Annotated in this window: 21 protein-coding genes and 2 pseudogenes; 10 read left to right on the top strand and 13 right to left on the bottom strand. The window is 55.6% G+C overall.

Annotation, left to right across the window (positions count from 1 at the left end; genetic code table 11):
• The first annotated feature begins 217 nt into the window (after positions 1-217).
• Positions 218-1,501 carry a cystathionine gamma-synthase family protein gene (locus LC417_RS08885; protein WP_010671844.1) on the top strand — a complete coding sequence of 428 codons (1,284 nt, stop codon included), beginning with the start codon at positions 218-220 and terminating at the stop codon, positions 1,499-1,501.
• Here LC417_RS08885 and cueO read toward each other — a convergent pair whose 3' ends face one another.
• Positions 1,502-3,100 (bottom strand): multicopper oxidase CueO, encoded by a 1,599-nt coding sequence (cueO, locus tag LC417_RS08890; RefSeq protein WP_223565744.1) that lies wholly within the window; start codon positions 3,098-3,100, stop codon positions 1,502-1,504.
• 181 nt (positions 3,101-3,281) lie between these two features.
• Between cueO and LC417_RS08895 the strand changes: the two genes are divergently transcribed.
• From LC417_RS08895 to speD, 3 genes are all read left to right on the top strand, one after another.
• A complete protein-coding gene (locus LC417_RS08895) occupies positions 3,282-3,629 on the top strand; it encodes a YacC family pilotin-like protein (protein ID WP_003854673.1) in 348 nt (115 codons plus the stop codon).
• 102 nt (positions 3,630-3,731) lie between these two features.
• Positions 3,732-4,595 carry a polyamine aminopropyltransferase gene (speE, locus tag LC417_RS08900; protein WP_010253980.1) on the top strand — a complete coding sequence of 288 codons (864 nt, stop codon included), beginning with the start codon at positions 3,732-3,734 and terminating at the stop codon, positions 4,593-4,595.
• Positions 4,596-4,623: 28 nt separating this feature from the next.
• Positions 4,624-5,433, top strand: coding sequence for an adenosylmethionine decarboxylase (gene speD / locus LC417_RS08905; RefSeq protein WP_010253978.1), 810 nt, complete (start codon positions 4,624-4,626; stop codon positions 5,431-5,433).
• Between the two features lie 246 nt (positions 5,434-5,679).
• On the opposite strand, the gene LC417_RS08910 is transcribed toward speD, so the two are convergent.
• The 3 genes from LC417_RS08910 to LC417_RS08920 are packed head-to-tail and all read right to left on the bottom strand — an operon-like array spanning position 5,680 to position 8,683.
• Entirely contained in the window at positions 5,680-6,444 is a 765-nt protein-coding gene (locus LC417_RS08910) for a DeoR/GlpR family DNA-binding transcription regulator (protein WP_033756597.1), read from the bottom strand.
• 6 nt (positions 6,445-6,450) lie between these two features.
• Complete coding sequence (locus LC417_RS08915) at positions 6,451-7,431, bottom strand: D-threonate 4-phosphate dehydrogenase (RefSeq protein ID WP_022625433.1); 981 nt, start codon at positions 7,429-7,431, stop codon at positions 6,451-6,453.
• On the bottom strand, positions 7,424-8,683 hold the full coding sequence (locus LC417_RS08920; RefSeq protein WP_223565745.1) for a four-carbon acid sugar kinase family protein: 1,260 nt from the start codon (positions 8,681-8,683) through the stop codon (positions 7,424-7,426). The genes LC417_RS08915 and LC417_RS08920 overlap by 8 nt, the downstream gene beginning before the upstream one ends.
• A 187-nt stretch (positions 8,684-8,870) precedes the next feature.
• Here LC417_RS08920 and LC417_RS08925 point away from each other — a divergent pair, with 187 nt between their 5' ends.
• From LC417_RS08925 to LC417_RS08945, 5 genes are all read left to right on the top strand, one after another.
• Positions 8,871-10,019 carry an iron-containing alcohol dehydrogenase gene (locus LC417_RS08925; protein WP_143789958.1) on the top strand — a complete coding sequence of 383 codons (1,149 nt, stop codon included), beginning with the start codon at positions 8,871-8,873 and terminating at the stop codon, positions 10,017-10,019.
• Positions 10,020-10,030: 11 nt separating this feature from the next.
• On the top strand, positions 10,031-10,915 hold the full coding sequence (locus tag LC417_RS08930) for a dihydrodipicolinate synthase family protein (RefSeq protein WP_033780594.1): 885 nt from the start codon (positions 10,031-10,033) through the stop codon (positions 10,913-10,915).
• 79 nt (positions 10,916-10,994) lie between these two features.
• Positions 10,995-12,410: a sodium:solute symporter family protein gene (locus LC417_RS08935; RefSeq protein WP_031292876.1), complete on the top strand. Its 1,416-nt coding sequence runs from the start codon at positions 10,995-10,997 to the stop codon at positions 12,408-12,410.
• A 1-nt stretch (position 12,411) separates the two neighbouring features.
• Positions 12,412-13,608, top strand: a complete 1,197-nt coding sequence (locus tag LC417_RS08940) for an exo-alpha-sialidase (protein ID WP_060679469.1) — start codon at positions 12,412-12,414, stop codon at positions 13,606-13,608.
• 8 nt (positions 13,609-13,616) lie between these two features.
• Positions 13,617-14,288, top strand: coding sequence for an SDR family NAD(P)-dependent oxidoreductase (locus LC417_RS08945; RefSeq protein ID WP_154209932.1), 672 nt, complete (start codon positions 13,617-13,619; stop codon positions 14,286-14,288).
• Positions 14,289-14,349: 61 nt separating this feature from the next.
• Here the strand turns inward: LC417_RS08945 and yacL are convergent, their stop codons facing one another.
• From yacL to LC417_RS08960, 3 genes are all read right to left on the bottom strand, one after another.
• Positions 14,350-14,727 carry a protein YacL gene (yacL, locus tag LC417_RS08950; protein ID WP_010253973.1) on the bottom strand — a complete coding sequence of 126 codons (378 nt, stop codon included), beginning with the start codon at positions 14,725-14,727 and terminating at the stop codon, positions 14,350-14,352.
• Positions 14,728-14,917: 190 nt separating this feature from the next.
• Complete coding sequence (acnB, locus tag LC417_RS08955; protein WP_031593569.1) at positions 14,918-17,515, bottom strand: bifunctional aconitate hydratase 2/2-methylisocitrate dehydratase; 2,598 nt, start codon at positions 17,513-17,515, stop codon at positions 14,918-14,920.
• A 553-nt stretch (positions 17,516-18,068) separates the two neighbouring features.
• Positions 18,069-18,578, bottom strand: coding sequence for a phenolic acid decarboxylase (locus LC417_RS08960; RefSeq protein WP_033780591.1), 510 nt, complete (start codon positions 18,576-18,578; stop codon positions 18,069-18,071).
• A 105-nt stretch (positions 18,579-18,683) separates the two neighbouring features.
• Between LC417_RS08960 and LC417_RS08965 the strand changes: the two genes are divergently transcribed.
• Positions 18,684-19,583 carry a LysR family transcriptional regulator gene (locus tag LC417_RS08965; RefSeq protein ID WP_223565746.1) on the top strand — a complete coding sequence of 300 codons (900 nt, stop codon included), beginning with the start codon at positions 18,684-18,686 and terminating at the stop codon, positions 19,581-19,583.
• A 427-nt stretch (positions 19,584-20,010) separates the two neighbouring features.
• Here LC417_RS08965 and LC417_RS08970 read toward each other — a convergent pair.
• From LC417_RS08970 to aceF, 6 genes and pseudogenes are all read right to left on the bottom strand, one after another.
• Positions 20,011-20,940 (bottom strand): annotated as a pseudogene (locus tag LC417_RS08970) (Rpn family recombination-promoting nuclease/putative transposase).
• A gap of 236 nt (positions 20,941-21,176) precedes the next feature.
• Positions 21,177-21,266 (bottom strand): annotated as a pseudogene (locus tag LC417_RS08975) (CRISPR-associated protein Cas1); the annotation flags it as partial.
• An 81-nt stretch (positions 21,267-21,347) separates the two neighbouring features.
• Complete coding sequence (locus LC417_RS08980) at positions 21,348-21,773, bottom strand: type II toxin-antitoxin system HicB family antitoxin (RefSeq protein WP_223565747.1); 426 nt, start codon at positions 21,771-21,773, stop codon at positions 21,348-21,350.
• A gap of 26 nt (positions 21,774-21,799) precedes the next feature.
• Positions 21,800-21,979, bottom strand: a complete 180-nt coding sequence (locus tag LC417_RS08985; RefSeq protein ID WP_157353426.1) for a type II toxin-antitoxin system HicA family toxin — start codon at positions 21,977-21,979, stop codon at positions 21,800-21,802.
• Positions 21,980-22,161: 182 nt separating this feature from the next.
• On the bottom strand, positions 22,162-23,586 hold the full coding sequence (gene lpdA / locus LC417_RS08990) for a dihydrolipoyl dehydrogenase (protein ID WP_010253950.1): 1,425 nt from the start codon (positions 23,584-23,586) through the stop codon (positions 22,162-22,164).
• Positions 23,587-23,746: 160 nt separating this feature from the next.
• A complete protein-coding gene (aceF, locus tag LC417_RS08995) occupies positions 23,747-25,648 on the bottom strand; it encodes a pyruvate dehydrogenase complex dihydrolipoyllysine-residue acetyltransferase (RefSeq protein ID WP_122459252.1) in 1,902 nt (633 codons plus the stop codon).
• Positions 25,649-25,654 lie beyond the last annotated feature (6 nt).

Here is a 25,654-nt window from a genome sequence, read left to right on the forward strand (position 1 = left end):
GTCAGAAAAGCCCCGGAGTCTATCACAGACGCAGCAGCGACGGCTGCGCGGCCCTATAAGCAAACGATTACGTCGCGAAAATTATTACCCGCCGCCTGCGGCTCGCTGAAATGCGCATTACCTTAGAACATTCTGGCATTTACCAGCATGATTCGCTGCATGGTAGCCTTTATCCAACAGATCGTTACCCTACTCGCGCCGCTGGCCGGAGATCACAATGACTTCATCTTCAAGCAAAAAAACGCATATCGGCGACAGGCCGCTGCACCCTGAAACCCAGATGCTGAACTATGGCTATGATCCCCGCCTCTCTGAAGGTGCGGTGAAGCCGCCGGTGTTTCTGACATCAACCTTTGTCTTTGACAGCGCCGAAGAGGGACGGGATTTCTTTGATTATGTCTCTGGCCGACGTGAGCCGCCGGAAGGCAAATCGGGTGGGCTGGTCTATTCCCGCTTTAACCACCCTAACAGCGAAATTGTAGAAGATCGGCTGGCGGTCTATGAGCAGGCGGAGAGCTGTTCGCTCTTCTCTTCCGGTATGGCCGCCATCTCCACTGCCCTGCTGACGTTTGCCCGTCCGGGCGAGGTGATCCTGCATTCCCAGCCGCTGTATGGCGGCACCGAAACCCTGCTTAGCAAGACGCTGCACAATCTGGACATCAAAGCGGTGGGTTTCAGCGACGGCAATGATGAAGTCAAAGTGCGTGAAGCCGCTCAGCAGGCGATGGCCCAGGGCCGGGTAGCGGTGATCCTGATTGAAACGCCAGCGAATCCCACCAACAGCCTGGTCAATATCCGTCTGATGGCGCGTATCGCTGATGAGATTGATCAGCAGCAGGGTTCACGACCGATTATCGCCTGTGACAACACGCTGCTCGGCCCGCTGTTCCAGCAGCCGCTAACGCTGGGCGCTGACCTGTCGCTCTACTCGCTGACCAAGTATGTTGGCGGTCACTCTGACCTGATTGCAGGCGCGGCGATGGGCAGTAAAGCGCTGATGGCGAAAGTGCGCGCCCTGCGCAGCGCTATCGGCACGCAGCTGGATCCACACTCAAGCTGGATGCTCAGCCGCTCGCTGGAAACGCTGTCGCTACGCATGGAGAAAGCCTGGCAGAATGCGGAAGCGGTCGCGGCGTTTCTGCGCGATCACCCGAAAGTGGCGAAGCTGCACTGGCTGCCCTATCTGGATGCGGAGAGCGCCGAAGGGAAAACCTATCGCGAGCAGTGCAGCGGTGCCGGTTCGACCTTCTCATTTGATATCGTCGGCGATCAGCCCGCTGCGTTCCGTTTTCTTAATGCGCTGTCGCTGTTTAAGCAGGCGGTAAGCCTGGGCGGGACCGAGTCGCTGGCCAGCCATCCTGGCAGCACCACCCACTCCGGCGTGCCGCAGGCGGTGCGTCAGCGTATTGGGATCACTGACGCCACGGTGCGGCTGTCGATTGGCATCGAAAACGCCGGCGACCTGATTGAAGATGTGAAGCTGGCGCTGGAGCAGGCGTAATCAGCTGACGGTAAAACCCAGCATCATGCCGGTGTCTTCATGCTCCAGCAGATGGCAATGGGCCATGTAAGCGTGTTCTGCGGCGGCGACATAGTTGAAGCGTACCAGCACTTCACTGCGCCAGCCGTCGACATTCACCATATCCTTCCAGCCCTGCCGGTGCGGGGCTGGCGGTTTGCCGTTTTCTGAAAGAATACGAAACTGGGTGCCGTGAATGTGGAACGGGTGCAGCATCGCGTCGCCTTCACCTGAAATCGTCCACTTCTCGTAATCACCCAGCTTCACCGCAAACGACGGTTTCGTCATATCAAAGGCCTGGCCATTAATCTTATTGCCGTTGCGGAAATCGTAACCGGCGGGCGGCGTATTGCCGTGCATGCTGTGATCCATGCTTTCCATAGGCGGCATCGGCTCTGCCGTCGTTTTCTCCTCCGGCGTCTGCGACATCGTGTGATGACCGCCCTTGCCCATCGCTTTCTCGCCGTAGCGCTGCATCAGCGCCTGCATGCCCTGCTGGTCCAGCTGCGGGTCCATCATCAGCTGCAGCCAGCGTGTCGTCAGGCCGTCGGTTGAGGGCAGCGCTGGCAGCGTCGCCAGCTGATCCGGCAGCGTGGCGCTGGCCATCACCCGCAGCGGCAGGATCTGCACCAGCGGCAGCGGCTGGTCAAACGGCGGCAGCGTCATGCCCATCTGCTCTGTCGGCAGCGTCACCAGATCGAAGCTGTTACCGTCAGAAGTATCGATCATCACCTCAAAACGCTCGCCCGGCAGGATCGGCAGCGAGTCGAGCTTTACCGGCTCAGCCAGCAGGCCACCATCGCTGGCGATCACGTAGAGAGGACGTTTATCGCTGGCGGCAACATGCAGCGAACGGGCATTGCAGCCGTTGAGCAGGCGCAGACGCAGCCAGCCACGCGGCACCGCATGCTGCGGATAGTGCACGCCGTTGGTCAGCATCATGTTGCCAAACCAGCCCACCGCGGCGCGCATCACGTCGAGCTGATAATCAATGCGGCTGCCATCTTTGGTCAGTTGCTTATCCTGAAAAATCAGCGGCACATCATCCACACCCCACTGCGAGGGCAAACGCAGCGTTCCGCTCTCTTTATCTTCCAGCAGGATCAGTCCCGCCAGCCCCTGAGCCACCTGATGCCCGGTCTTGCCATGCAGATGCGGGTGATACCAGCAGGTTGCAGCGGGCTGATCGGGCGTAAAAGAGACCTGACGCGAGCCGCCAGGCGCAATCACTGCCTGCGGGCCGCCATCCACTGCGCCGGGGATTTCCAGCCCGTGCCAGTGCAGTGTGGTCGCTTCGCTGAGCCGGTTATGGATGTTCACCGTCACCGGTTTACCACTCTGCATCTTCAGCACCGGTCCCAGCAGGCTGCCGTTATAGCCCCAGGTCGGCACCGCTTTGCCGTTCCACTGGGTGGTACCCTGCATCGCGGTGAGGCTGTAGCTGCCCCTGGCATCGGGTTCCAGCAGAGACGGAATCGGCAGCAGCGGACGGGTGGCTGCCATCAGCGAACGGCTCCAGAGCGGTAATGCTCCGGCTGCACTCAGTGCGGCAGTGAGTTTCAGGAAATGGCGACGTTGCATGGTGATCATCCTTGTGGCATCAGAGCGCACAGCCTAAACCCTGACCTTATGGGAAGGTCAAGTCTTACCCGTGCGAATCTGACGAAAAAAGGCGGTGCAGCAGCCCACAGCGGCAAATTAATCGAAAACCTGAGAGCAACTGTGCTAACGTCATTAGCAATATCCATTGAAGAGAACGACTATGAAGCAAAGTATCAGGATCCTGCTGCTGACGGGACTCCTTGGCTTCTCCTCCACCAGTTTTGCCCTGAGCGAATCCGAAGCGGAAGATCTGGCCGATCTGACGGCGGTTTTCGTCTATCTGAAAAATGATTGTGGCTATCAGGATTTACCGGACGCGCAGATTCGCAAAGCGCTGGTCTTTTTTGCTCAGCAGAACCGCTGGGATTTAAGCAACTACAGCAACTACAACATGAAAGCGCTGGGTGAAGATAGCTATCGCGATCTCAGCGGCATCGCCATCACCAACGACAAAAAGTGCAAGTCACTGGCCCGCGATTCGCTGAGCCTGCTGGCCTACGTCAGGTAACGATTCTTCCCTCTGCAGCCGGACATTGACCGTGCAACCACGGTCAGTGTTAGCTATCATATGCCGCCCATCTTCATGGCGATGTCATCAGAGGAGAGCACCATGGCCCACAATGAAACGTGGTATGAAACCCTTCATGCCGGTTTTGGCCAGTATTTCACGGTCGATAAAGAGCTGTACCGTGAGAAGACTGCGCATCAGGATTTAATCATTTTCGAAAATGCCGCGATGGGCCGCGTAATGGCGCTGGACGGCGTCGTTCAGACCACCGAACGCGACGAATTTATCTACCATGAAATGATGACCCACGTTCCGCTGCTGGCGCACGGCGCGGCGAAGAGCGTTCTGATTATCGGCGGCGGTGACGGCGCAATGCTGCGTGAAGTGTCACGTCATCCCGGGATCGAAAAGATTACCATGGTGGAGATCGATGCAGGCGTGGTGACCTTTTGTCGCCAGTATCTGCCGAACCACAGCGCGGGTGCCTATGACGATCCGCGCTTTACGCTGGTGATTGATGACGGGGTGAACTTCGTTAATCAGACGCAGGAAAAGTTTGATGTCATTATCTCCGACTGCACCGATCCGATTGGTCCGGGCGAGAGTCTGTTTACCTCGGAATTTTATGCCGGGTGCAAAGCGGCCCTTAATGAAAATGGCATCTTTGTGGCGCAGAATGGCGTCTGCTTCCTGCAGCAGGATGAGGCCGTTAACAGCCATCGTAAGCTGGGACATTACTTTGCGGACGTCAGTTTCTATCAGGCGGCGATTCCGACCTACTACGGCGGCATTATGACCTTTGCCTGGGCGAGTGATAATCCGGCGCTGCGCCAGCTCGACACCGCGACCTTAAAGGCGCGTTTCGAGGCCGCTGGCCTGACCTGCCGTTATTACACGCCAGCAATCCATACCGGCAGCTTTGCCCTGCCGCAATATCTGTTGAATGCGTTATCTGCCGCGTGCTGATAGTGCATTTCTAAGGGGGTGAACGAAATTGCAAAAGCTAAAACTACATGGCTTCAACAACCTGACGAAAAGCCTGAGTTTTTGTATTTACGATATTTGCTATGCGAATACTGAAGCTGAACGCGATGGTTACATCGCCTACATTGACGAACAATATAACGCTAACCGTCTGACGGAAATTCTGACTGAGACCTGCTCCATTATCGGGGCTAACGTGCTCAACATTGCGCGCCAGGATTATGAACCGCAGGGAGCCAGCGTCACGATTCTGGTCAGCGAAGAGCCGATCGATCCGAAAGATATCGATAACTCAGAGCACCCCGGTCCGCTGCCCAACTCGGTGGTGGCTCATCTCGATAAAAGTCATATCTGCGTGCACACCTATCCGGAGAGCCATCCGGCAGGCGGCCTGTGCACCTTCCGTGCGGACATTGAAGTCTCAACCTGTGGCGTCATTTCGCCACTGAAAGCGCTGAACTATCTGATCCACCAGCTGGAGTCAGATATTGTCACCGTCGATTACCGGGTGCGAGGTTTTACCCGTGACGTGAAAGGGATGAAGCACTTCATCGATCACGAGATCAATTCGATTCAGAACTTCATGTCTGAAGATATGAAAGCGATGTATGACATGGTGGATGTGAATGTCTATCAGGAAAACATCTTCCATACCAAGATGTTGCTGAAAGAGTTCGACCTTAAACACTACCTGTTTAACACCCGCCCGGAAGATCTCACTCCGCAGGAGCACAAGCGCATTACCGATCTGCTCTGGAAAGAGATGCGCGAGATCTACTACGGCAGAAATATCCCCTCAGTGGGCCTGAAGACCCTCTGATTATCAGGCGCGCAGCGTTATAACCCATAACCTGCGCGTCTGCCCTCCTTGTTCCCCCTGCTTTTTCATCACGGCAACCGCCGGAATGAGGTTTGAGCGGGTTTCGGTGGACGCCCCCGCGATTACGTGCGAAGAGAATGATACCTACGCGCGATAAGGGCACGCGTTAACGGCGAGAGTTAAAGATAAACGCGCGGTGCTGTTCTCGTCCTGCTGATCAGGTCAGAGCAACACGGCGCGTTCTGTTCAGGCGGAGGTCAGCGCCAGCGTAATCCCGCGCTCGCGCAGCGTGCGGCAGACAGCCTCATCTAACCGGCTGTCGGTCACCACATCGGTCAGGTCATCCACCGGAGAAGCGCAGAATAACGACCAGGAGCCATATTTACTGCTGTCCGCCAGCAAGACCCGACGAGCCGCATTGGCCAGAAGATCGTGTTTCAGCCCCGCTTTCTCCTCCGTCGGCGTGGTAATGCCGCGCTCAAGGCTCCAGGAGTTACAGCTGACAAAGGCGATATCGGGATTGATGCTGCGCAGCAGCCGCCGTCCATGTTCGCCCACACAGGACTGACTGGAGTCGTCGATACGTCCGCCGATAATCGTCACTTCGATCTGCTTAAACTCAGACAAAAACAGTGCAATGTGCAGATCGGCAGTGATGACCCGCAGCGGCAGATGCGTGAGCTGCCGCGCCAGCTCCAGCATCGTGGTGCCCGCATCCAGCACGACCGCATCGCCCGCCCGGACAAAGCTGGCGGCACATTCTGCAATCGCCTGCTTCTCGGCCAGGTTACGCTGCATCTTCTCCAGCGTGGTCGGCTGGGCAGGAATAAAACGATTCAGGGTAACGCCGCCATGACTGCGGCTGATCACGCCCTCTTTATCCAGCTTAATCAAATCACGGCGAATCGTGGCGGGTGAGGCGGAAATCGCACTGACCAGTTGCTCAACAGTCACCAGATTATGGCTTTTCAGGTAATCCATAATCTGGTCAAGACGGCTCTGTCCCTTCATATATCCCTATGCGAGCTGCATCGCGAGTTTAATAGAGATCGCCATGCTGTCAGACTTCGCTTTACCTGTCCAGGCGATATCAAATGCGGTGCCATGGTCAGCAGAGGTGCGGATAAACGGCAGGCCTGCGGTGATGTTAACGCCATCATAAAAGCCCAGCAGTTTAAGCGGAATATGCCCCTGATCGTGGTACATCGCGACCACCATGTCATACCGTCCATCCTGGCACTGCAGGAACACCGTGTCCGGCGGACAAGGCCCGTAGACATCAATCCCCTGCGCTTTCATCGCCTCAATAGCGGGTGCCACGGTGGTGATCTCCTCATCGCCAAACAGGCCGTTCTCACCAGCGTGCGGATTAACGCCCGCCACGGCGATACGCGGGGCGCTGTAACCGACACGACGCAGGAAAGTGTCCGCCATACCAATCACGGTTTTGATGCGCGTCTGGTTCAGCGTATCGAGGAACTTACGCAGCGCAATGTGGGTCGTGACATGAATCACTTTCAGCTTATCGGTGTAGAGGACCATGGCGTAATCTTTGGTCCCGGTAAGATGCGCCAGCAGTTCAGTGTGACCAGGATAGAGATGGCCCGCCGCATGCAGCGCCTCTTTGTTCAGCGGCGCGGTGGCTATGGCATGCACGTCGCCTGCCAGTGCCAGCTCTGTAGCACGCTTCACGCAACGCCACGCCAGATCTCCCGCCTCTTTCTGCACCACGCCAGGTTTCAGCGCGTCGGGATCGGCCAGGGGCTCATCGATGACGTTGATAATGCCGGGTGCAAACCGCGCATCCTGCACCCGGTCCAGCACCCGCAGCTCGGCCTGTGGCGTAATGTTCATCGCCATAATGCGGCGCAGCGTACTGGCACAGCCTATCACCACCGCAGGAATGCCATTCAGCTCACCTTCAGAGAGTGACTTAATGATGATTTCCGGGCTGATGCCCGCCGGATCGCCCATGGTGATCGCAATAATTTTACTCACTCGACTTCTCCTCAATAAAACCAATGGCTGCTACCAGGGTATTTTCATCACCAAAGCCACCCGCTTTGGTCATCACCGGCAGAGTAAATTCACTGTTAAGCAGAACCCCGTGCGGCACACAGCCCGCCACCAGACCCTGAATTTTAAAGCCGCTGGCCCCCAGTGCCTGGGCAACGGCAATCGCCACGTCGCCTCCCGACAGATAGAGCGCATGCGGCAGCTGTGTCCGGCACAGGCTGTGGGTTATTTCGCCCAGCAACTGACTGATCCCCTCGCCCAGCTGCTGGCGGGTCACGCTGTGCTGCTGGCTGAGATGCCCGATGTCGTGACGCTGGGATTCATGCTGGCAGGTGCGGATCACCGTATGGCGACCGGCACGCAGTGCGGCGGCAGCCTGTTCGATCCAGCGATCCCGGTCGGGCCAGGCGGGCTGCTGAAACAGCTGACGGATATCGACATCCACGATCTCAACTGCCCGCTGTTTAAGCAGCGTGGCGATCTGCTGCTGCGCGCTGCTACTCATCGATCCCACTACTGCCAGCACGGGCCGCGACGGGCGAACAGAGAGCGCTGCGCCCAGCGCATCGCTTAATCCGGCGGCTCCCACCAGCAGCGGCTTCTCTGCCAGCCGCGCCGCAGCGGTTATCAGTCGCGCCAGATCGGCTTCATTTTCGGCATCCACCACCACCACGCCGTGCACCGCCGCTAACACCGCATCAAGCCGATCGCTGCGCAGCGTCGGGAGATCGATCTCCGTGCCGTCGATCTGCATCTGATCGAGTACGCGGGGGCTGAGGATCGGGGTTTTCGGATCGCTGGCAAATTCGGTGTCTGTCAGTAAGCGCTGATTGACCCACACTTTACCTTCGCATGTGGTGCGGCCCAGTCGTGGCACGGCCGGTGCCACCAGCGCCAGCCTTTTGCCGCTGGCGTGCAGCGCAGCCGCGGTTTCAGCACCGACGTTGCCGCGCAGCGTGGAGTCGATCTTTTTAAACAGCCAGCCCTGCTGAAGCTGTGCGGCGAAGTGCTGCACCACCTGAGCCACGCGCTCTGCGGCCTGGCTGGCGCTGACTGCCCGACTGTCGGTGCTGATAACCAGCACATCCGCAGCGTCGTCTGGCAACGGTGCCTTAGTGCCAAACAGCACATGTACGCGGGCGCCAGCCTGTGCCAGTCCGCTACCCGCATCATTGGCACCGGTAAAGTCATCAGCGATGACCAGCACCGGGGTTTTCCATAATGATGAGCCCATCCTCACTCCTGTCAGGCGATTGCCGCTGCATTTGATTATATTCAATCATGATTGATTATATGTGAGCAAGTTCAAATTAATCGAAATCGATATGCCTTATAAAATTAGCCACAGAGAGTGACTGACTTCGCATTGCGCTGAGCAAGATTAATCATCTGCTCAGCCAGGACAGAAATAAGGGTATGAAATGAACATTAACAGCACGGTGATTAGCGGTTATCAGGCGTTAAACGACATGCGCTATCTGCTGAAGGGGATATCGACAGCAGTCGTGGTCACTGACCGGAACATTGAGGCTATTCCGGCAGTGCAGGCGCTGATGGGTCAACTTCGGGATCAGATTCCGGGTATCAGCGTGGTCAACAGCGTCCCGCCTGAACCAAGCCAGCATGATGTGGCAGCGATTATCGCGACGCTCTCCCGGCCCCATGTCGATATGGTGATTGGCATCGGCGGCGGCAGCGTGCTGGATGTGGCGAAGCTGCTCTCAGTGCTGTGCATCGACGCCGCGCCTTCGCTGGACGCCCTGCTGGCAGGCGAAAAACCGCAGCGCCGTACCCGTTCAATACTGATCCCTACCACCGCAGGCACGGGTTCTGAAGCGACGCCCAATGCGATCCTGGCGATCCCGGAGAAAGAGACCAAAGTCGGCATTATTTCACCGGTGATGCTACCCGATGTGGTGGCCCTGGTGCCGGAACTGACCACCAGCATGCCGGCCCACATCGCCTCTTCAACCGGTATTGACGCCCTCTGCCATCTGATTGAGTGCTTTACCGCCAATGTCGCCAACCCGGTCAGCGACAACTATGCGCTGACTGGGATGAAGAAACTGTTCGCTAATCTCGAAACCACCCTGCGCGAGCCAGAAAATTTGCAGGCACGCCTGGAGATGCTCTGGGCTTCTTATTATGGCGGTGCATCGATTGCCCATGCCGGGACACATCTGGTGCATGCCCTCTCTTACCCGCTCGGCGGCAGATATCATCTGCCACACGGCGTCGCCAACGCCATCCTGCTGGCTCCCTGCATGCGCTTTGTCCGTCCGGCGGCGGTGAGCAAATTCGCTCAGGCCTATGATCTGCTGCCCGACGCCGACGTCCGTTTAAGCGATGAAGCGAAATCACACGCGCTGGTCGACTACTTCACCGCGCTGGTGGCGCGGCTGCAGCTGCCTGCCAGCCTGGAAGCACTGGGCATCAGCCCGGATCACCTGCCCTGGTTAGTGGAAGCCGCGCTCGACGTCCAGCGTCTGATGAACAACGTGCCGATGGCGGTCACCGCCGACGATGTGCGCGCCGTCTACCTGACGCTTTTCCCTTCCTGCCAGGCGTAATGAGGATTGTCATGAATAAGAAAATAAACGGCGTACTGACCGCCATCGTCACCACTTTTGACCGGGAAGGTGCCTTTGATCCGGAGAGGCAGCGCGAACAGGTCAGACGCCAGATCAACGCCGGTAACGGCATCTTCTGTGGCGGAACCAACGGCGAATTCTTTGTGCTGAACGAGCAGGAGAAGATCGCGGTTACCACCACCTGCGTCGATGAAGTTAACGGCCAGGCGTCGGTGGTGGCGCATATCGGGGAGATTTCGACCCGTGAAACTATCCGGCTCGGCAAACAGATTGCCCGCCTTGGCGTAGATGCTGTTTCCGCGATCACCCCGTGGTTTGTTCCGCTTAAGCAGCAGGAGCTGATCGACCACTATCAGCGCGTGGCTGACGCGCTTACGGTACCGCTGTTCCTCTACAACATCCCGGCGCGTACCGGCAATACCTTGCAGCCAGAGACCGTTCGTACGCTGGCCGCGCATCCGAACATCATCGGCATTAAAGATTCAGCAGGCAGCTATGAAAGTCTGAGCGGCTTTCTGCAGGCTACCGCCGACTGTCAGGACTTTGCTGTGCTGAACGGCCCGGATTCGCTGATCCACCAGGGTTTTGTGGATGGCTGCTCCGCCTCAATTTCCGGGCTGGCAAACGTGGCACCGGAGGCGATTAACGCCATCTGGGCGCGCTTCCATGCGGGCGATATTGCCGGTTCGCATCAGGCACAGGAGAACGTCACCGGCCTGCGCACCGCGCTTTACAGCATCGGTTTCTCACCGGCCGCCGTGAAAAAAGCGGTCAGCCTGCAGGGCTTTGAGGTGGGTGAAAGCCGCTATGCGGTGCAGTTCAGCGCCGAAGAGCAGCAGCAGATCCGCCAAATCGTGAACCACTACCTGCAATAACGTCCATCACCTTTGCACCCTACCGGTCAGATGAGAACGAACCTGATGGTCGCCATCTGCCAGAACAATCGAGGTCATGATGAAAGCATTTTCAACTGAGAGCACCTTACTGATCGTCGGCATGGTGGTCGCCTATATCCTGTTCACCACCTGGCTCACCTGGCGGCTGCGCAGTAAAACCAGCGGCGACTTTATGGAAGGCTCGCGCGCCATGCCTGCTTTTATCGTCGGCATTATGCTGATGTCTGAATATATCGGGGCAAAATCCACCATCGGCACCGCGCAGGCGGCCTTTGAAGATGGCTTCGCCGCCTCATGGTCGGTGATTGGCGCGGCAATTGGCTTCCCGCTGTTTGGCCTGATACTGGTCAAACGCATCTACAACACCGGAAAGATCACTATTTCCGGTGCTATCGCCGAGAAATATGGCAGTTCGACCAAAAATATTATTTCGCTGATCATGATCTATGCGCTGTTGCTGGTGAACGTCGGCAACTACATCAGCGGCGCGGCGGCGATCTCCACCGTGCTGAAGATTGACCTGACTCAGGCTGCCTTTATCACTGCGGTGGTCAGCACCTTCTACTTTGCATTTGGCGGCATGAAAGGTGTGGCCTGGGTCACGCTGCTGCACAGCGCCATCAAGTATATGGGGATCCTGATTATCCTCTATGTGGCGCTGAAGATGACCGGCGGCGTCGCCCCGATGATGGAGAAAATGCCGGCGTTCTACTGGACATGGGATGGTCACGTCGGTGCCAGTACCATTGTGGCCTGGCTGATCGGGACCGTAGGTTCGATCTTCTGTACCCAGTTTGTGATTCAGGCGATATCCTCCACCAAAGATGTGAAGTCAGCGAAGCGCGCCACCTGGGTCGCCTTCTTCTTCTGCCTGCCGATTGGTCTGGCGATGGCGCTGATTGGCGTGGCAGCGAAGTTTGCTCACCCGGATATCAAGAGCCTCTATGCGCTGCCGGTGTTTCTGCAGGATATGTCACCGTGGCTGGCGGGCATTGTCACCACCTCGCTGGTGGCCTCGATTTTCGTCAGCGTCGGTACCGTGGCGCTGGCCATCGCCTCGCTGGTGGTGAAAGACTTTTACGTGCCTTATCGTAACCCGACCCCAGAGCGCGAATTTAAAATGACGCGCTGGATCTCGATTGGCATCGGCTTCTTCCCGCTGCTGTTTGTTCTGTTCTTCCCGGAAGTGCTGAAGCTCTCGTTCTTTACCCGTGCGATTCGTCTGTCGATTACCGTTGTGGCGATCATGGCGTTTTACCTGCCGTGGTTTAAGAGCACACGTGGCGCCAATGCCGGTCTGATTGGCGCCTGCGTTGTCACTTCCGTCTGGTTCCTGATGGGTAACCCGTTTGGTATCGACAATATGTACGTGGCGCTGATCACCCCGGCAATTATTATGGTGATTGACCGCTGTATCCCGTCACGCCAGTCTCAGCCTCAATCGCAACACAATGCACAAAATAGTGGAGCCTAAAATGACTCAGGAAACCGTCACCGCAGAACGCACCGGCCTGCTTGCGCCTCACCCGCAGGATAGCGCGCAGCAGGTTGCGATGCTGCCCTCCTCCTGCCCGCAAAACCACGCGGCTAACCTGCTGCCGCTGCCCGATGGCGATCTGCTTTGCGTCTGGTTTGGCGGCACGCAGGAAGGGATTGCCGATATCTCTGTCTGGTGTTCACGGCTGCGAAAAGGCAGCGATCGCTGGAGTGAAGCCCAAAAACTCTCTGACGATCCGGGCCGTTCAGAACAGAATCCGGTGCTGTTTCTCGATCCCGACCAGGTGCTGTGGCTGCTGTGGACGGCGCAGAAATCGGGCAATCAGGACACCGCAATTGTGCGCTATCGCCAGTCTCACGATCTGGGCCAGAGCTGGGGGGAGATCAAAACGCTGCTGGATAAGCCCGGCACCTTTATTCGCCAGCCGATTGTGGTGCTGCCCAACGGTAACTGGTTGCTGCCAGTGTTTTACTGTCTGACCCAGCCCGGCGAAAAGTGGGTCGGCAGCTATGACGTGAGCGCGGTAAAAATCTCAGAAGATAAAGGCCAGAGCTGGCGTGACGTCAGCGTGCCTGACAGCACCGGCTGCGTTCATATGAACGTTACCCTGCTGGATGATGGCTCGCTGCTGGCGCTCTACCGCAGCCGCTGGGCCGACCACATCTATCAGAGCCGCTCATTTGATCAGGGCGAAAGCTGGAGCGCGCCACAGCCGTTATCGCTGCCCAACAATAACTCCTCAATTCAGGTCACAACACTGCGCAATGGTCATCTGGCGCTGGTGTTCAATGCCATGAGCGCCGAAGGTGCCAGCGAACGCCGGTTGTCGCTGTATGACGAAATTGAAGATGATGAAGAGGAAAGTGATGTTGCCGTCGCCGCTGAGCCGGTGGTGCACAGTGGTCGCACCGCTTTCTGGGGTGCGCCACGTGCGCCGATGACGCTGGCTATCTCAACGGATGGCGGTAAAAGCTGGCCGCTGCAGCGCAATCTGGACGAGGGCGATGGCTACTGCATGACCAATAACTCCCAGCAGAAATTAAACCGTGAGTTCTCTTATCCCAGCATTAAACAGGGCCTGGATGGCGAACTGCATATCGCCTACACCTGGTATCGTCAGGCGATTAAGTATGTGCGGGTCGCGGAGTCATGGGTGAAGGGAGGTGATGCGTGATTGAACGGATGGCGCTGGTGACCGGGGCCAGCTCCGGCATCGGTCAGGCGATTGCTGACCGTTTACTCGATGAGGGCTGGCAGGTTATCGGCCTGAGTCGCTCGGCGATAAGCCGGGCAGAAGCGGGCTGGCAGAGCCATCAAATCGATATCAGCGACAGCGCGGCACTGCAGGCTTTACTGGACGCGCTACCGGTGCCGCAGGCGGTAATCCATGCAGCCGGTATGATGCAGGCCGCGCCGCTTGGGGAGCTGGATCTGAACGCCAGCGCACGCTTATGGCAACTGCACGTTGCCGCTGCTGAGCAGCTGGCGAATCATTTTGCACCGCGGATGCGTGTGGGCGGCAGAATTGTGCTGCTGGGCAGCCGGACATCAGGCGGTGCGGCGGGCCGCAGTCAGTATGTCGCCACCAAATCGGCGATGATCGGTATGGTGCGCAGCTGGGCGGCGGAACTCGCTCCGCGCGGCATTACCGCCAATATTGTGGCGCCAGGCGCCACCGAAACGCCGATGCTGCAACAGCCGGGCCGTGCCAGTTCACCGCCCCGTCTGCCACCCATTGGCCGCTATATTCAGCCGCAGGAAGTGGCCGGGCTGGTCGATTTCCTGCTCTCCCCTGCGGCGGCGGCGATCACCGGCCAGCAGCTGGTAATGTGCGGTGGTGCATCACTGAGTTAGTTAACAGGCCGGGCTGCTGAGTTCGCCCGGCCTTATAACCGTAAAAGATTGCCTTTCTGTATTACCGTACGGGTTTGCCGTACTGGTTCATAAACTGGCGATAAGCAGCGATCACCAGCTGAAAATCTTCAATGCCGCAGAACGAGAGGCTCTCTTCGTCGTAGTAGTTCATCCCCTCTTCCATACCGTCATCTTCCAGAGCCAGCAGGTTGGCGCGGATCATCACCTCCTCTTCATCCAGCAGAATGGTGTACTCGCTGCCGATCCGCTGCCACTGACGTACGCTGCCTTTGACATCTTCAATGGCGGCTTCAACTTCATCCAGCAATCCCGGATCGTTTTTGACCTCTTCGTTGAACCAGTGGCCGACCGCTTCATGATCCATCGACATGCGAACCTTAATCTGTCCGGTCACATCGCGTAAAAATTCATATTCCATCGCCCGTTCCTCTCAACGTCGTCGTCTCACCTGGTAAGTGTCCGTGCTGCTCTCGCGGCAAAGTGTGACACGTCGCGCATTATTACAGGCTGTCTGCCGAAAGCCAGCTTTTGATCGTCTCTCTACCCCATGCTGAGACGAAAAAAAGGGGCGAATCATCGCCCCTTATTCATGCCTGCAAGGTGAAGAATCAGACCGCAGTCTGGAAAATCACGCCATCAGCTTTGTCGGTGTACTGCGTCAGCTGGTCGAAGTTGAGATAGCGATACGTGTCGCTGGCCGTTTTATCGACCTGCGCCATGAATTGCTGATACTCATCTGGCGTTGGCAGTTTGCCAAGCAGAGACGCGACCGCAGCCAGCTCCGCTGACGCCAGGTAGACGTTAGCGCCGTTACCCAGACGGTTCGGGAAGTTACGGGTCGAAGTCGAAACCACCGTCGAACCATCTGCAACACGTGCCTGGTTACCCATGCAGAGTGAACAGCCTGGGATCTCGATACGCGCACCGCTTTTGCCGAATACGCTGTAGTAGCCTTCTTCGGTCAGCTGTGCCGCATCCATCTTGGTTGGCGGTGCCACCCACAGACGGGTTGGCAGCTGGCCTTTGTGGCTATCCAGCAGTTTACCCGCAGCACGGAAGTGACCAATGTTGGTCATGCATGAGCCGATAAACACTTCGTCGATCTTCTCACCCTGAACGTCAGAAAGCAGACGTGCATCGTCCGGATCGTTTGGCGCACAGAGGATTGGCTCTTTGATTTCAGCCAGATCGATTTCGATCACGGCGGCATATTCAGCATCGGCATCCGGCTCAAGCAACTGAGGATCGGCCAGCCATTTCTCCATACCTTCAATGCGACGCTCCAGCGTACGACGATCGCCGTAGCCTTCTGCGATCATCCACTTCAGCAGCACGATGTTGGAGCTGAGGTATTCGATAATCGGCGCTTTATCCAGCTTGATGGTACAGCCCGCAGCGGAACGTTCTGCTGACGCATCGGACAGCTCAAACGCCTGCTCGACTTTCAGATCCGGCAGACCTTCAATCTCCAGGATGCGACCAGAGAAGATGTTTTTCTTACCTTTCTTCTCAACGGTCAGCAGACCCTGTTTGATGGCATACAGCGGAATGGCGTGAACCAGATCGCGCAGGGTAATGCCCGGCTCCATCTTACCTTTGAAGCGCACCAGAACCGATTCCGGCATGTCGAGCGGCATTACGCCAGTCGCGGCGGCAAACGCCACCAGGCCTGAACCCGCCGGGAAAGAGATGCCGATAGGGAAACGGGTGTGCGAGTCACCACCGGTACCGACGGTATCCGGAAGCAGCATACGGTTCAGCCAGCTGTGGATAATGCCGTCACCCGGACGCAGTGACACACCACCGCGGTTCATGATGAAGTCTGGCAGCGTATGGTGCGTGCTCACATCCACCGGCTTCGGATACGCGGCGGTGTGACAGAACGACTGCATCACCAGATCGGTCGAAAAGCCCAGGCAAGCCAGATCTTTCAGCTCGTCACGGGTCATCGGGCCGGTGGTATCCTGCGAGCCAACCGAGGTCATCTTAGGTTCGCAATAGGCACCCGGACGAACGCCGGTCACGCCACAGGCGCGGCCAACCATTTTCTGCGCCAGCGAGAAACCACGGGTGCTCTCCGCGACATCTTTCGCCTGACGGAATACGGTGCTGTGTGGCAGACCCAGCGACTCGCGCGCTTTGGTGGTCAGGCCGCGACCGATGATCAGCGGAATACGGCCACCGGCGCGCACTTCGTCAATCACTACTTCGGTTTTGAGCTCGAAGCTGGCCAGCAGCTCATTGGTTTCATGGTTGCGGACTTCGCCTTTGAATGGATAGATGTCGATCACATCGCCCATGTTCAGGTTGTTTACGTCCACTTCAATGGGCAGAGCGCCCGCATCTTCCATGGTGTTAAAGAAGATGGGTGCAATTTTGCTGCCCAGCACCACGCCGCCGCCTTTTTTATTTGGCACGTTCGGGATGTCGTCGCCCATAAACCACAGCACCGAGTTGGTGGCGGATTTACGTGAAGAACCAGTTCCGACAACATCACCGACATACGCCAGCGGGAAGCCTTTGGTCTTCAGAGCTTCAATCTGTTTGATCGGGCCGATATTGCCCGCGTCATCAGGCTCAATGCCTTCACGGGCATTTTTCAGCATCGCCAGGGCGTGCAGAGGAATATCTGGACGTGACCAGGCATCCTGAGCCGGAGAGAGATCGTCGGTGTTGGTTTCGCCAGTGACTTTAAACACGGTAACCGTGATCTTCTCTGCCAGTTCAGGCCGTGACAGATACCATTCCGCATCTGCCCAGGATTGCATCACCTGCTTCGCGTATTCATTACCCGCTTTCGCTTTCTCTTCGACATCATAGAAGTTGTCGAACATCAGCAGCGTGTGTGAAAGGGCTTTCGCGGCAATCGGAGCCAGTTTGCTATCGTCCAGCGCCTCAATCAGCGGATGAATATTGTAACCGCCCTGCATGGTGCCAAGCAGTTCAACCGCTTTTTCAGAAGATATCAGAGGAGAGGTTGCTTCGCCTTTGGCGACAGCCGCCAGGAAACCGGCTTTGACATACGCCGCTTCATCGACGCCAGGTGGGACGCGGTTGACCAATAAATCGATCAAAAATTCTTCTTCACCCGCAGGTGGATTTTTTAGCAGTTCAACCAGCGCGGCCATTTGGGAAGCCTCTAAAGGCTTAGGTACAATTCCCTGGGCAGCACGCTCGGCAACGTGCTTACGGTATTCTTCTAGCACGACGTTATCCTCGCTCTCATTATGTAGGGCTTTCCGACCACCTTGCTCACTTATGGAGAACAATCTTCCCTTTCTCGTCCAGGTTGAGGTGCCCGGTTTCGCGGAGGGCAGAATAGCAGTATTTCGTCTGTTTGTTAATCTGTTTACAAAAATACAACATAATCCACTACGGCCATTCTGCCCGTTTAACTCCCTGCATCAGCCAGCTGAGTCGGCTGAATGGGTCTCTCTGCAGCGTACCGTATTCCACACAAATGGCTGCAGGTTTATGTCAGTTTTGCCGTGGCTTTAGCGAAGTGATTCAGGGAAATAGATAACTGGCAGGAATAGAAGCCGGCGTGTTTATGGGGTACAGCGGAGGTGAGCTCAGGAGGATAACAACACCAGGCCGGAAATCAGCCTGATGCAACTGACACCGAATCCGTCCTGCTGATTACTACTGATAAAACCCTGGTCGGTAAAGCTCTTTTTCATTCTCGTAAGTTACACGTCAGAAGCTACAAGACAGAAACTGCTATTCAGAAGAGGTCGTCATGACCTCTTCTGTGCATGTTTAATTTTTCAGATTTTCCGGAAAATTGGCGGGCAACTGGTCAGGCGGACAGTCGATCACGCTTTCGTTATTTTCGCCCACATCGCGGATTATGGTCAGCGTCGCGAACTCATCAATCACTTCGGTTGGATAAGCCGGACCCGCTTCGCGGAATTTTGCCATCTCTTCCAGATGATCATTCTGGAAGCAGACGGTTTTCTCCGGATTATTCATTACCCAGCGTGGGAAGAAGATGGTGCCGTGGAAAATTTTATCAGCCAGATTAACGGCCAGGCTGACATCGGTACCGGTTGGTTCAGTCCAGGAAACTTTATAGACATCCTGCGCCAGACGAACGACATAGACATGCTGGTTTTTAACCCAGCGATTACCGACCATACCGCTGTGAATGCGATAGTCGATGGTGCTGGCATTTTTAATATAGAGCTCGTAATTCCAGCCGTTGTCATAGGTGTAAACCAGATGTTTGCCGACGATGCCAGACAGGTCATGTTTATCGAAAGTGCTCATGGTTAATTCCTCATTTGTTTTCCTTGAGGAGATTATTGCGCGTTACAAAACCGATTAATAACGCTATTTTTAGCACTAAATCATTTAATTTTTAGATGAGTTATCATGTACAAGACAACACTCGAACAGTGGTATCTGCTCGACGCAGTAGTGAATGAGGGGAGTTTTGCGCAGGCAGCGGAGAAGAACAATCGCAGCCAGTCCTCACTGAGTTATCAGCTGAGCCTGTTACAGCAGCGGCTGGGTTTGACCCTATTACAGCAGAAGGGCCGCCGCGCTGTCCTGAGTGCAGAGGGACATCAGTTGCTGGCACAGGTGCGTCCGCTGCTGGAGGGATTCGGCGCGCTTGAGGCGCAGGCCAGTGCACTGCAACGCGGCGAGCGTTCGCGCATCGATCTGATGGTCGATGCGACTCTACCCAAACCCTTGCTATTCGATGTGCTTCAGACCTTTCAGCAACGCTATCCGCATGTCCGCATCTGGTTTAGCGAAATCGTCCGAAGCGAAACGCCGGAAAGACTGGCGGAGCATCAGGCTGATCTCTGGCTGGTAGCGCAATATGGTGACACGCCGTTAGCAGGCGAAAGCCTGATGAGTGTCGATTTCGTCGCCGTCGCCCATCGCGACCACCCGCTGCACCGCGAACCCGCCCCGCTTAATGCTGCTACGCTGGCACGCTGGCCCTGCATTACCATTCTGGATCGTCAGCAACAGCAGCAGTCAGAGGTCAATGGCGATCAGGCGGAGAACTGGTCCTTCACGACGCTGTCGGCAGCCATTGAAGCGGTCCAGCATCAGTTAGGTTATGGCTGGCTGCCGGAACAGAATATCGCCGCGCTGTTAGAGAGCGGTGAGCTCCGTCCCCTGCCGCTGCTGCAGGGCCGCCGACGCAGTAGTTCGCTGGTGATGTATATCAATGAAGAAAGACTACCCGGCAACAGCGCCATTACTGCCCTGGCGCAGATGTTTATTGAACGGGTGGCTGCATGGGAGATGCGTGGTTAGATGAAGGTTAGCTTGCTGCCTAATCTTCTGAGAATTTGACTGTCAGAGAGCCACCGTCCAGCATCCCATATTGTGTTTACCGGGTGTACTGGAAACAGTGAAAGGGATAAGCCAGACCTTAGCCGGCCCCTGAATTTTAGCATCCAGGAAGGTTATGCCCTGCTGATCTGCAGCCCTCTTCGCTTCCTCCCAGGAACTCCACCTATCCTGATGTTTAAGCCAGGAGCCCCGGTAATTTTGTCATAACAGTCGAATTGCTTTGTGATGAGTTTCGGGAATGGCAGAAAAGCACGCTCGTAATTATAGTCAGTTAACCTAGGAGACTGTGTCAGCGCACTAACTGATGAGCAGCGCCTGCGTTTCATTAAATTTGTTAAGCCCTGTAGTGCAGGGCTTTACGTTGCCGAGCCGTTTTCTGACATCAAAATCAGTGACGGATCTGTGAAAGTTCATCTTCTGAGAGACCGGTCATTTTCATGACGGTGTTACGGTCGATGCCGTTCTGCAGCATAGTGCGGGCAACCTCGAGTTTGCCTTCATTTCGGCCTTTCTCGATTCCACGCTGTTCACCAAGCTGAATACCTTTCTCGATACCCTTCTGCTCCAGCTGCTGTGCGATGGTCATAAGTGCGTCTCCGTGTTGCGGCACTCGCTGTGCCAGTTCGCGCACGAAGGCTTCGGAGTCAGCCGACTCGCCTGCCTGCAGTAAATAGTGTATCAGCGCTGTTACCTGGGGTGAAGAAAGATAATCGGCCATCAGTAACGTGGCCAGCCGATCGGTGAGAGTCGCGATGTCACGCTGATGTATGTGCTTCTGTAACAGCGTCAGCGCCGCCATGCTGCGGTGCCCCATGATTTCCTCATCCGGGATCACCGTGACATCCACCAGTGGAAAGGTACTGCCATAGAGGTTTTCCGCCAGCGAAGGGTCTTCAAATTCGTCGAGCCAGCGTGTTGAATACGGATAAGGGCTGCGTTTGCCGGTATAGAACAGTACCGGTATAACCAGCGGCAGCTGCTTATGGCCCGCTTCAAGGTGGCGGTGCATAGCCGCCACAGCGTATCGCATCAGCCTGAATGCCATATGCCTGTCCGGCGTAGACTGATGCTCAACCAGGACGTGTATGTACCCATCCCCGTTACTGGTCTTCAGGCTGTAGAGGATATCGCTGAAATACTAGCGAAGATCGTCTTCAACGAACGAACCGGATTCAAGTTTCAGGGTGCTGAGGTCGCATATAGCGCGCAGTTCGGCGGGCAGATGCAGTTCCATGAAGTTGCGGGCAATGTCCGGCTGTGAGAGAAACTGCCGGAAAGTGGCATCGTGAGGTGTGGGAGTGCTGTTCTTTTTTTTCATCGGGCCTGACTCTGATATTCACATTCGTAGGGGATTACAGGCCAGATGTCTGGCCACCTCCATCATCAATGCGGTTTATCCCCGCTAGCGCGGGGAACACTCTTAATGTATGCGGCTGTAAAATATGATGATTTTGCCCTCATAAAAAAATCACCACTAAATTCACGTATTTAAAGATCAGTAACTCACTGATTTGTAAGAGTCAGGAAGAGAATCAGCAGCAGTCCATCCAGATTCACCGGAATATGCATTCTTACGCCGGTTTTATCAATCTGGATAAAAGCATCATCAAAGACATCAACCTGACCATACGTGAGAAAGATCATGGCAACGGCTTAAGGGGTAAAAACTCATAAACGGTGCCTTTTGATTCCTCTGCCACCAATAAATTTAGCTATCACGCGGACTTACTTTTGTGGCCTGTTAATCGGAGCAGTAATACGCTCAAGCGCTACCTGAGCCAGAAAGCCCGAGCGACTTTTGTATTCGGGGTGTGAAGCCACACAACGATCAATCCGATCAATTAACGACTTGGGTAAAGTGACATTGATTTTTTCAGAGCCGCCCAGCAAACGAATGACATCTACATCAACCAATGCCCAGATATAACCCTGATAGTCAGGATTCGTGGCCAGAGTCTCAATGGTGGACACGGCAGGGATCTCATGACCGAGCTCTACACATAATTCGATATGCCCTGTGATAGCCTCTTTGGCGTTTTTAATGGCTTCATCAAGAGTATCCCCGGCAGAGAAACACCCTGGTAAATCGGGAACGATTACGCCGTATGCGTGTTCGTGATCACCCGCTTCAATCGCGATTGGATAAAACATATTTATACCTCTACGGGCAAGCGGGATTAAATTCTCGCTTGTTTCCTGATGCTCTTTACCGTACCGATCGGTAAGTCTTTTTTAGGATGGGGTACTGTAACCAGCCCCGGTTTTGTCGGATGTGTGAAATGGTGATGGCTACCGTCTATCCTTGTCAGAACCCAGCCATCAGCCTTCATTTCGGAAATTAACGTGCTGCTATCCATCCCTGTGTCCTGTCGCGTCCCGATGAAAGCACGATAACTCTAATAACTCTCACAGGCAACGTTTTCAGGGTTATTGGGGTTACCTTTAGTCTTAACCCAAATCGATTCTTGCCATACAGCACCAAACTCCAGGCGAAAAAAAAGCCCCCATAACGGGAGCTTTCTTCTTTAGTAGCAGAAAGTTATTTCTTCTTCGCTTTCGCGTTAGGCAGATCGGTGATGCTGCCTTCGAAGATTTCTGCCGCCAGACCGACTGACTCATGCAGGGTCGGGTGAGCGTGGATGGTCAGCGCAATATCTTCCGCATCACAACCCATCTCAATCGCCAGACCGATTTCGCCTAACAGCTCGCCGCCGTTAGTACCGACAATCGCGCCACCAATAATCCGGTGCGTCTCTTTGTCGAAAATCAGTTTGGTCATACCGTCTGCACAATCAGAAGCGATAGCACGGCCTGAGGCTGCCCACGGGAAGGTGGAGGTCTCGTAGCTGATGCCCTTCTCTTTCGCTTCTTTCTCGGTCAGACCGACCCAGGCAACTTCTGGCTCAGTATAGGCAATTGAAGGGATCACTTTCGGATCGAAGTAGTGCTTCAGACCGGAGATCACTTCTGCCGCCACGTGGCCTTCGTGCACGCCTTTGTGCGCCAGCATTGGCTGACCGACGATGTCGCCGATAGCATAGATGTGTGGCACGTTGGTGCGCATCTGCTTGTCGACGCGAATGAAGCCGCGATCGTCCACTTCCACGCCCGCTTTACCGGCATCCAGACCTTTACCGTTCGGCACACGACCGATGGCCACCAGCACCGCGTCGTAACGCTGCGCTTCGCCTGGTGCTTTTTTACCTTCCATTGAAACGTAAATGCCATCGTCTTTTGCTTCAACGGCGGTCACTTTGGTTTCCAGCATCAGGTTAAATTTCTTGCTGATTTTCTTGGTAAAGACTTTCACCACGTCTTTATCCGCAGCCGGGATAACCTGGTCGAACATCTCAACCACATCAATCTCTGAACCCAGCGCATGATAAACCGTCGCCATTTCCAGACCGATGATGCCGCCGCCCATGACCAGCAAGCGCTTCGGCACTTCTTTCAGTTCCAGCGCATCGGTAGAGTCCCAGACACGTGGATCTTCATGTGGAATGAATGGCAGTTCGATTGGACGTGAACCCGCAGCGATAATGGCATTATCGAAGTTGATGGTGGTCGCGCCGCCTTCTCCTTCAACCACCAGGGTGTTAGCACCGGTGAATTTGCCAAGGCCGTTAACCACGGTGACTTTACGACCTTTTGCCATTCCTGACAGGCCGCCAGTCAACTGGTTGATAACCTTCTCTTTCCAGCTGCGAATCTTGTTGATATCAGTAGATGGCTGGCCAAACACAATGCCGTGCTCTTCAAGGGCTTTCGCCTCTTCAATCACTTTAGCAACGTGCAGCAGCGCTTTAGATGGGATACAACCGACGTTCAGACAAACACCACCCAGGGTGCTGTAACGCTCTACCAGTACGGTTTCCAGACCTAAATCCGCACAACGGAAGGCTGCAGAGTAACCTGCAGGACCTGCCCCAAGTACTACGACCTGGGTTTTAATCTCTGTACTCATCATGACCTCTTAATTGATATCCGGCGGGTCAGACTTTCTTATAATGCCCTTGTTCCACCGGGACTTTCACCGCAAGAGTTTACAGAATTGTTAACAAACTGCCAACCGCGGCGCGACGAATCGTTACAGGAAGGCCGGCTTCCGCCGGCCTTCTTTACATTTACATAACTAAACGACGAATGTCAGACAACATATTGCCGATGATGGTGATGAATCGTGCACCATCAGCACCGTCGATTACGCGGTGGTCGAAGGAGAGAGAAATCGGCATCATCAGACGCGGAGTAAACTCTTTACCGTTCCACACCGGCTCCATCGCCGATTTAGAGACACCCAGGATAGCCACTTCCGGCGCGTTCACGATCGGCGCGAAGTGCGTAGTGCCCAGGCCGCCCAGGCTGGAGATGGTGAAACATCCGCCCTGCATGTCACCCGCTGTCAGCTTACCGTCACGCGCTTTCTTCGAAATCGCCATCAGTTCACGCGACAGCTCGGTGATGCCTTTCTTGTTCACGTCTTTGAAGACCGGAACCACCAGGCCATTTGGTGTATCAACCGCCACACCGATGTTGATATATTTTTTCAGCGTCAGTTTCTGCGCATCTTCAGACAACGAGCTGTTGAAGCGTGGCATCTGCTCAAGCGCCGCCGCGACCGCTTTCATGATGAACACCACCGGGGTGTACTTCACATCCAGCTTACGCTTCTCTGCTTCAGCATTCTGCTGCTTACGGAAGGCTTCCAGATCGGTGATATCGGTTTTGTCGAAATGCGTAACGTGCGGGATCATCACCCAGTTACGGCTCAGGTTCGCGCCAGAAATTTTCTGGATACGCCCCAGTTCGACTTCTTCGATTTCGCCAAACTTACTGAAATCAACTTTCGGCCATGGCAGCATGCCTGGCAGACCGCCGCCGCTGGCTGCAGCTGGTGCCGCTTCAGCGCGTTTCACGGCCTCTTTCACGTAAGTCTGCACGTCTTCTTTCAGAATGCGACCTTTACGGCCGGTGCCTTTGACTTTCGCCAGGTTAACACCGAACTCGCGCGCCAGGCGACGGATCACCGGGGTAGCGTGAACGTAAGCGTCGTTCTCTGCGAACTCACCTTTGCTTTCCGCTTTAGCTGGAGCGGGTGCCGCGGCTTTAGCGTCAGATTTGGCAGCAGGGGCCGGTGCGGCTTCCTGTTTCGCGGCCGCAGGGGCAGCCGGAGCAGCACCTTCGACTTCGAACACCATGATCAGTGAGCCGGTGCTGACTTTATCGCCGGTCGCCACTTTCAGCTCTTTGACGGTTCCTGCAAACGGCGCAGGCACTTCCATAGAGGCTTTGTCGCCTTCAACCACAATCAGTGACTGCTCAGCTTCAACTTTGTCGCCAACTTTGACCAGGATCTCGGTAACTTCAACTTCATCACCGCCGATATCCGGAACGTTAACGTCTTTTGCGCCTGCAGCCGCGGCAGGTGCCGATGCCGCTTCTTCTTTCACTTCTGGCTTCGCGTCAGAGGCCGGTGCTGCGCCTTCTGCTTCAAAGACCATGATGGCTGAACCGGTGCTGACTTTGTCGCCGGTGGAAATAGTGATCTCTTTGACCACACCCGCGAACGGAGCCGGGACTTCCATCGACGCTTTATCGCCTTCCACCACAATCAGTGACTGCTCGGCTTCGACTTTGTCGCCAACCTTAACCAGAATCTCAGTGACTTCAACTTCGTCACCGCCGATATCCGGCACAGCCACTTCTTTGCTGGCAGTGGCCGCAGCAGCGGCTGGCGCTGGCGCCGCGTCCGCTTTTTTCTCTTCGGCGGCGGCAGGTGCTGCTTCCGCAGCGCCTTCAGCATCAAACACCATGATCAGTGAGCCGGTCTCAACTTTGTCACCGGTAGAGATTTTGATCTCTTTCACTACGCCAGCCTGCGGCGACGGCACTTCCATTGAGGCTTTGTCGCCTTCCACGGTGATCAGCGACTGCTCGGCTTCCACCTTGTCGCCAACTTTCACCAGAATCTCGGTGACTTCAACTTCGTCAGACCCGATATCCGGTACCTTAATTTCGATAGCCATTACTCT

Origin of the sequence: Pantoea sp. OVA07A (assembly GCF_019969975.1) — a bacterium.
Classification (GTDB): Bacteria; Pseudomonadota; Gammaproteobacteria; order Enterobacterales; family Enterobacteriaceae; genus Pantoea; species Pantoea agglomerans.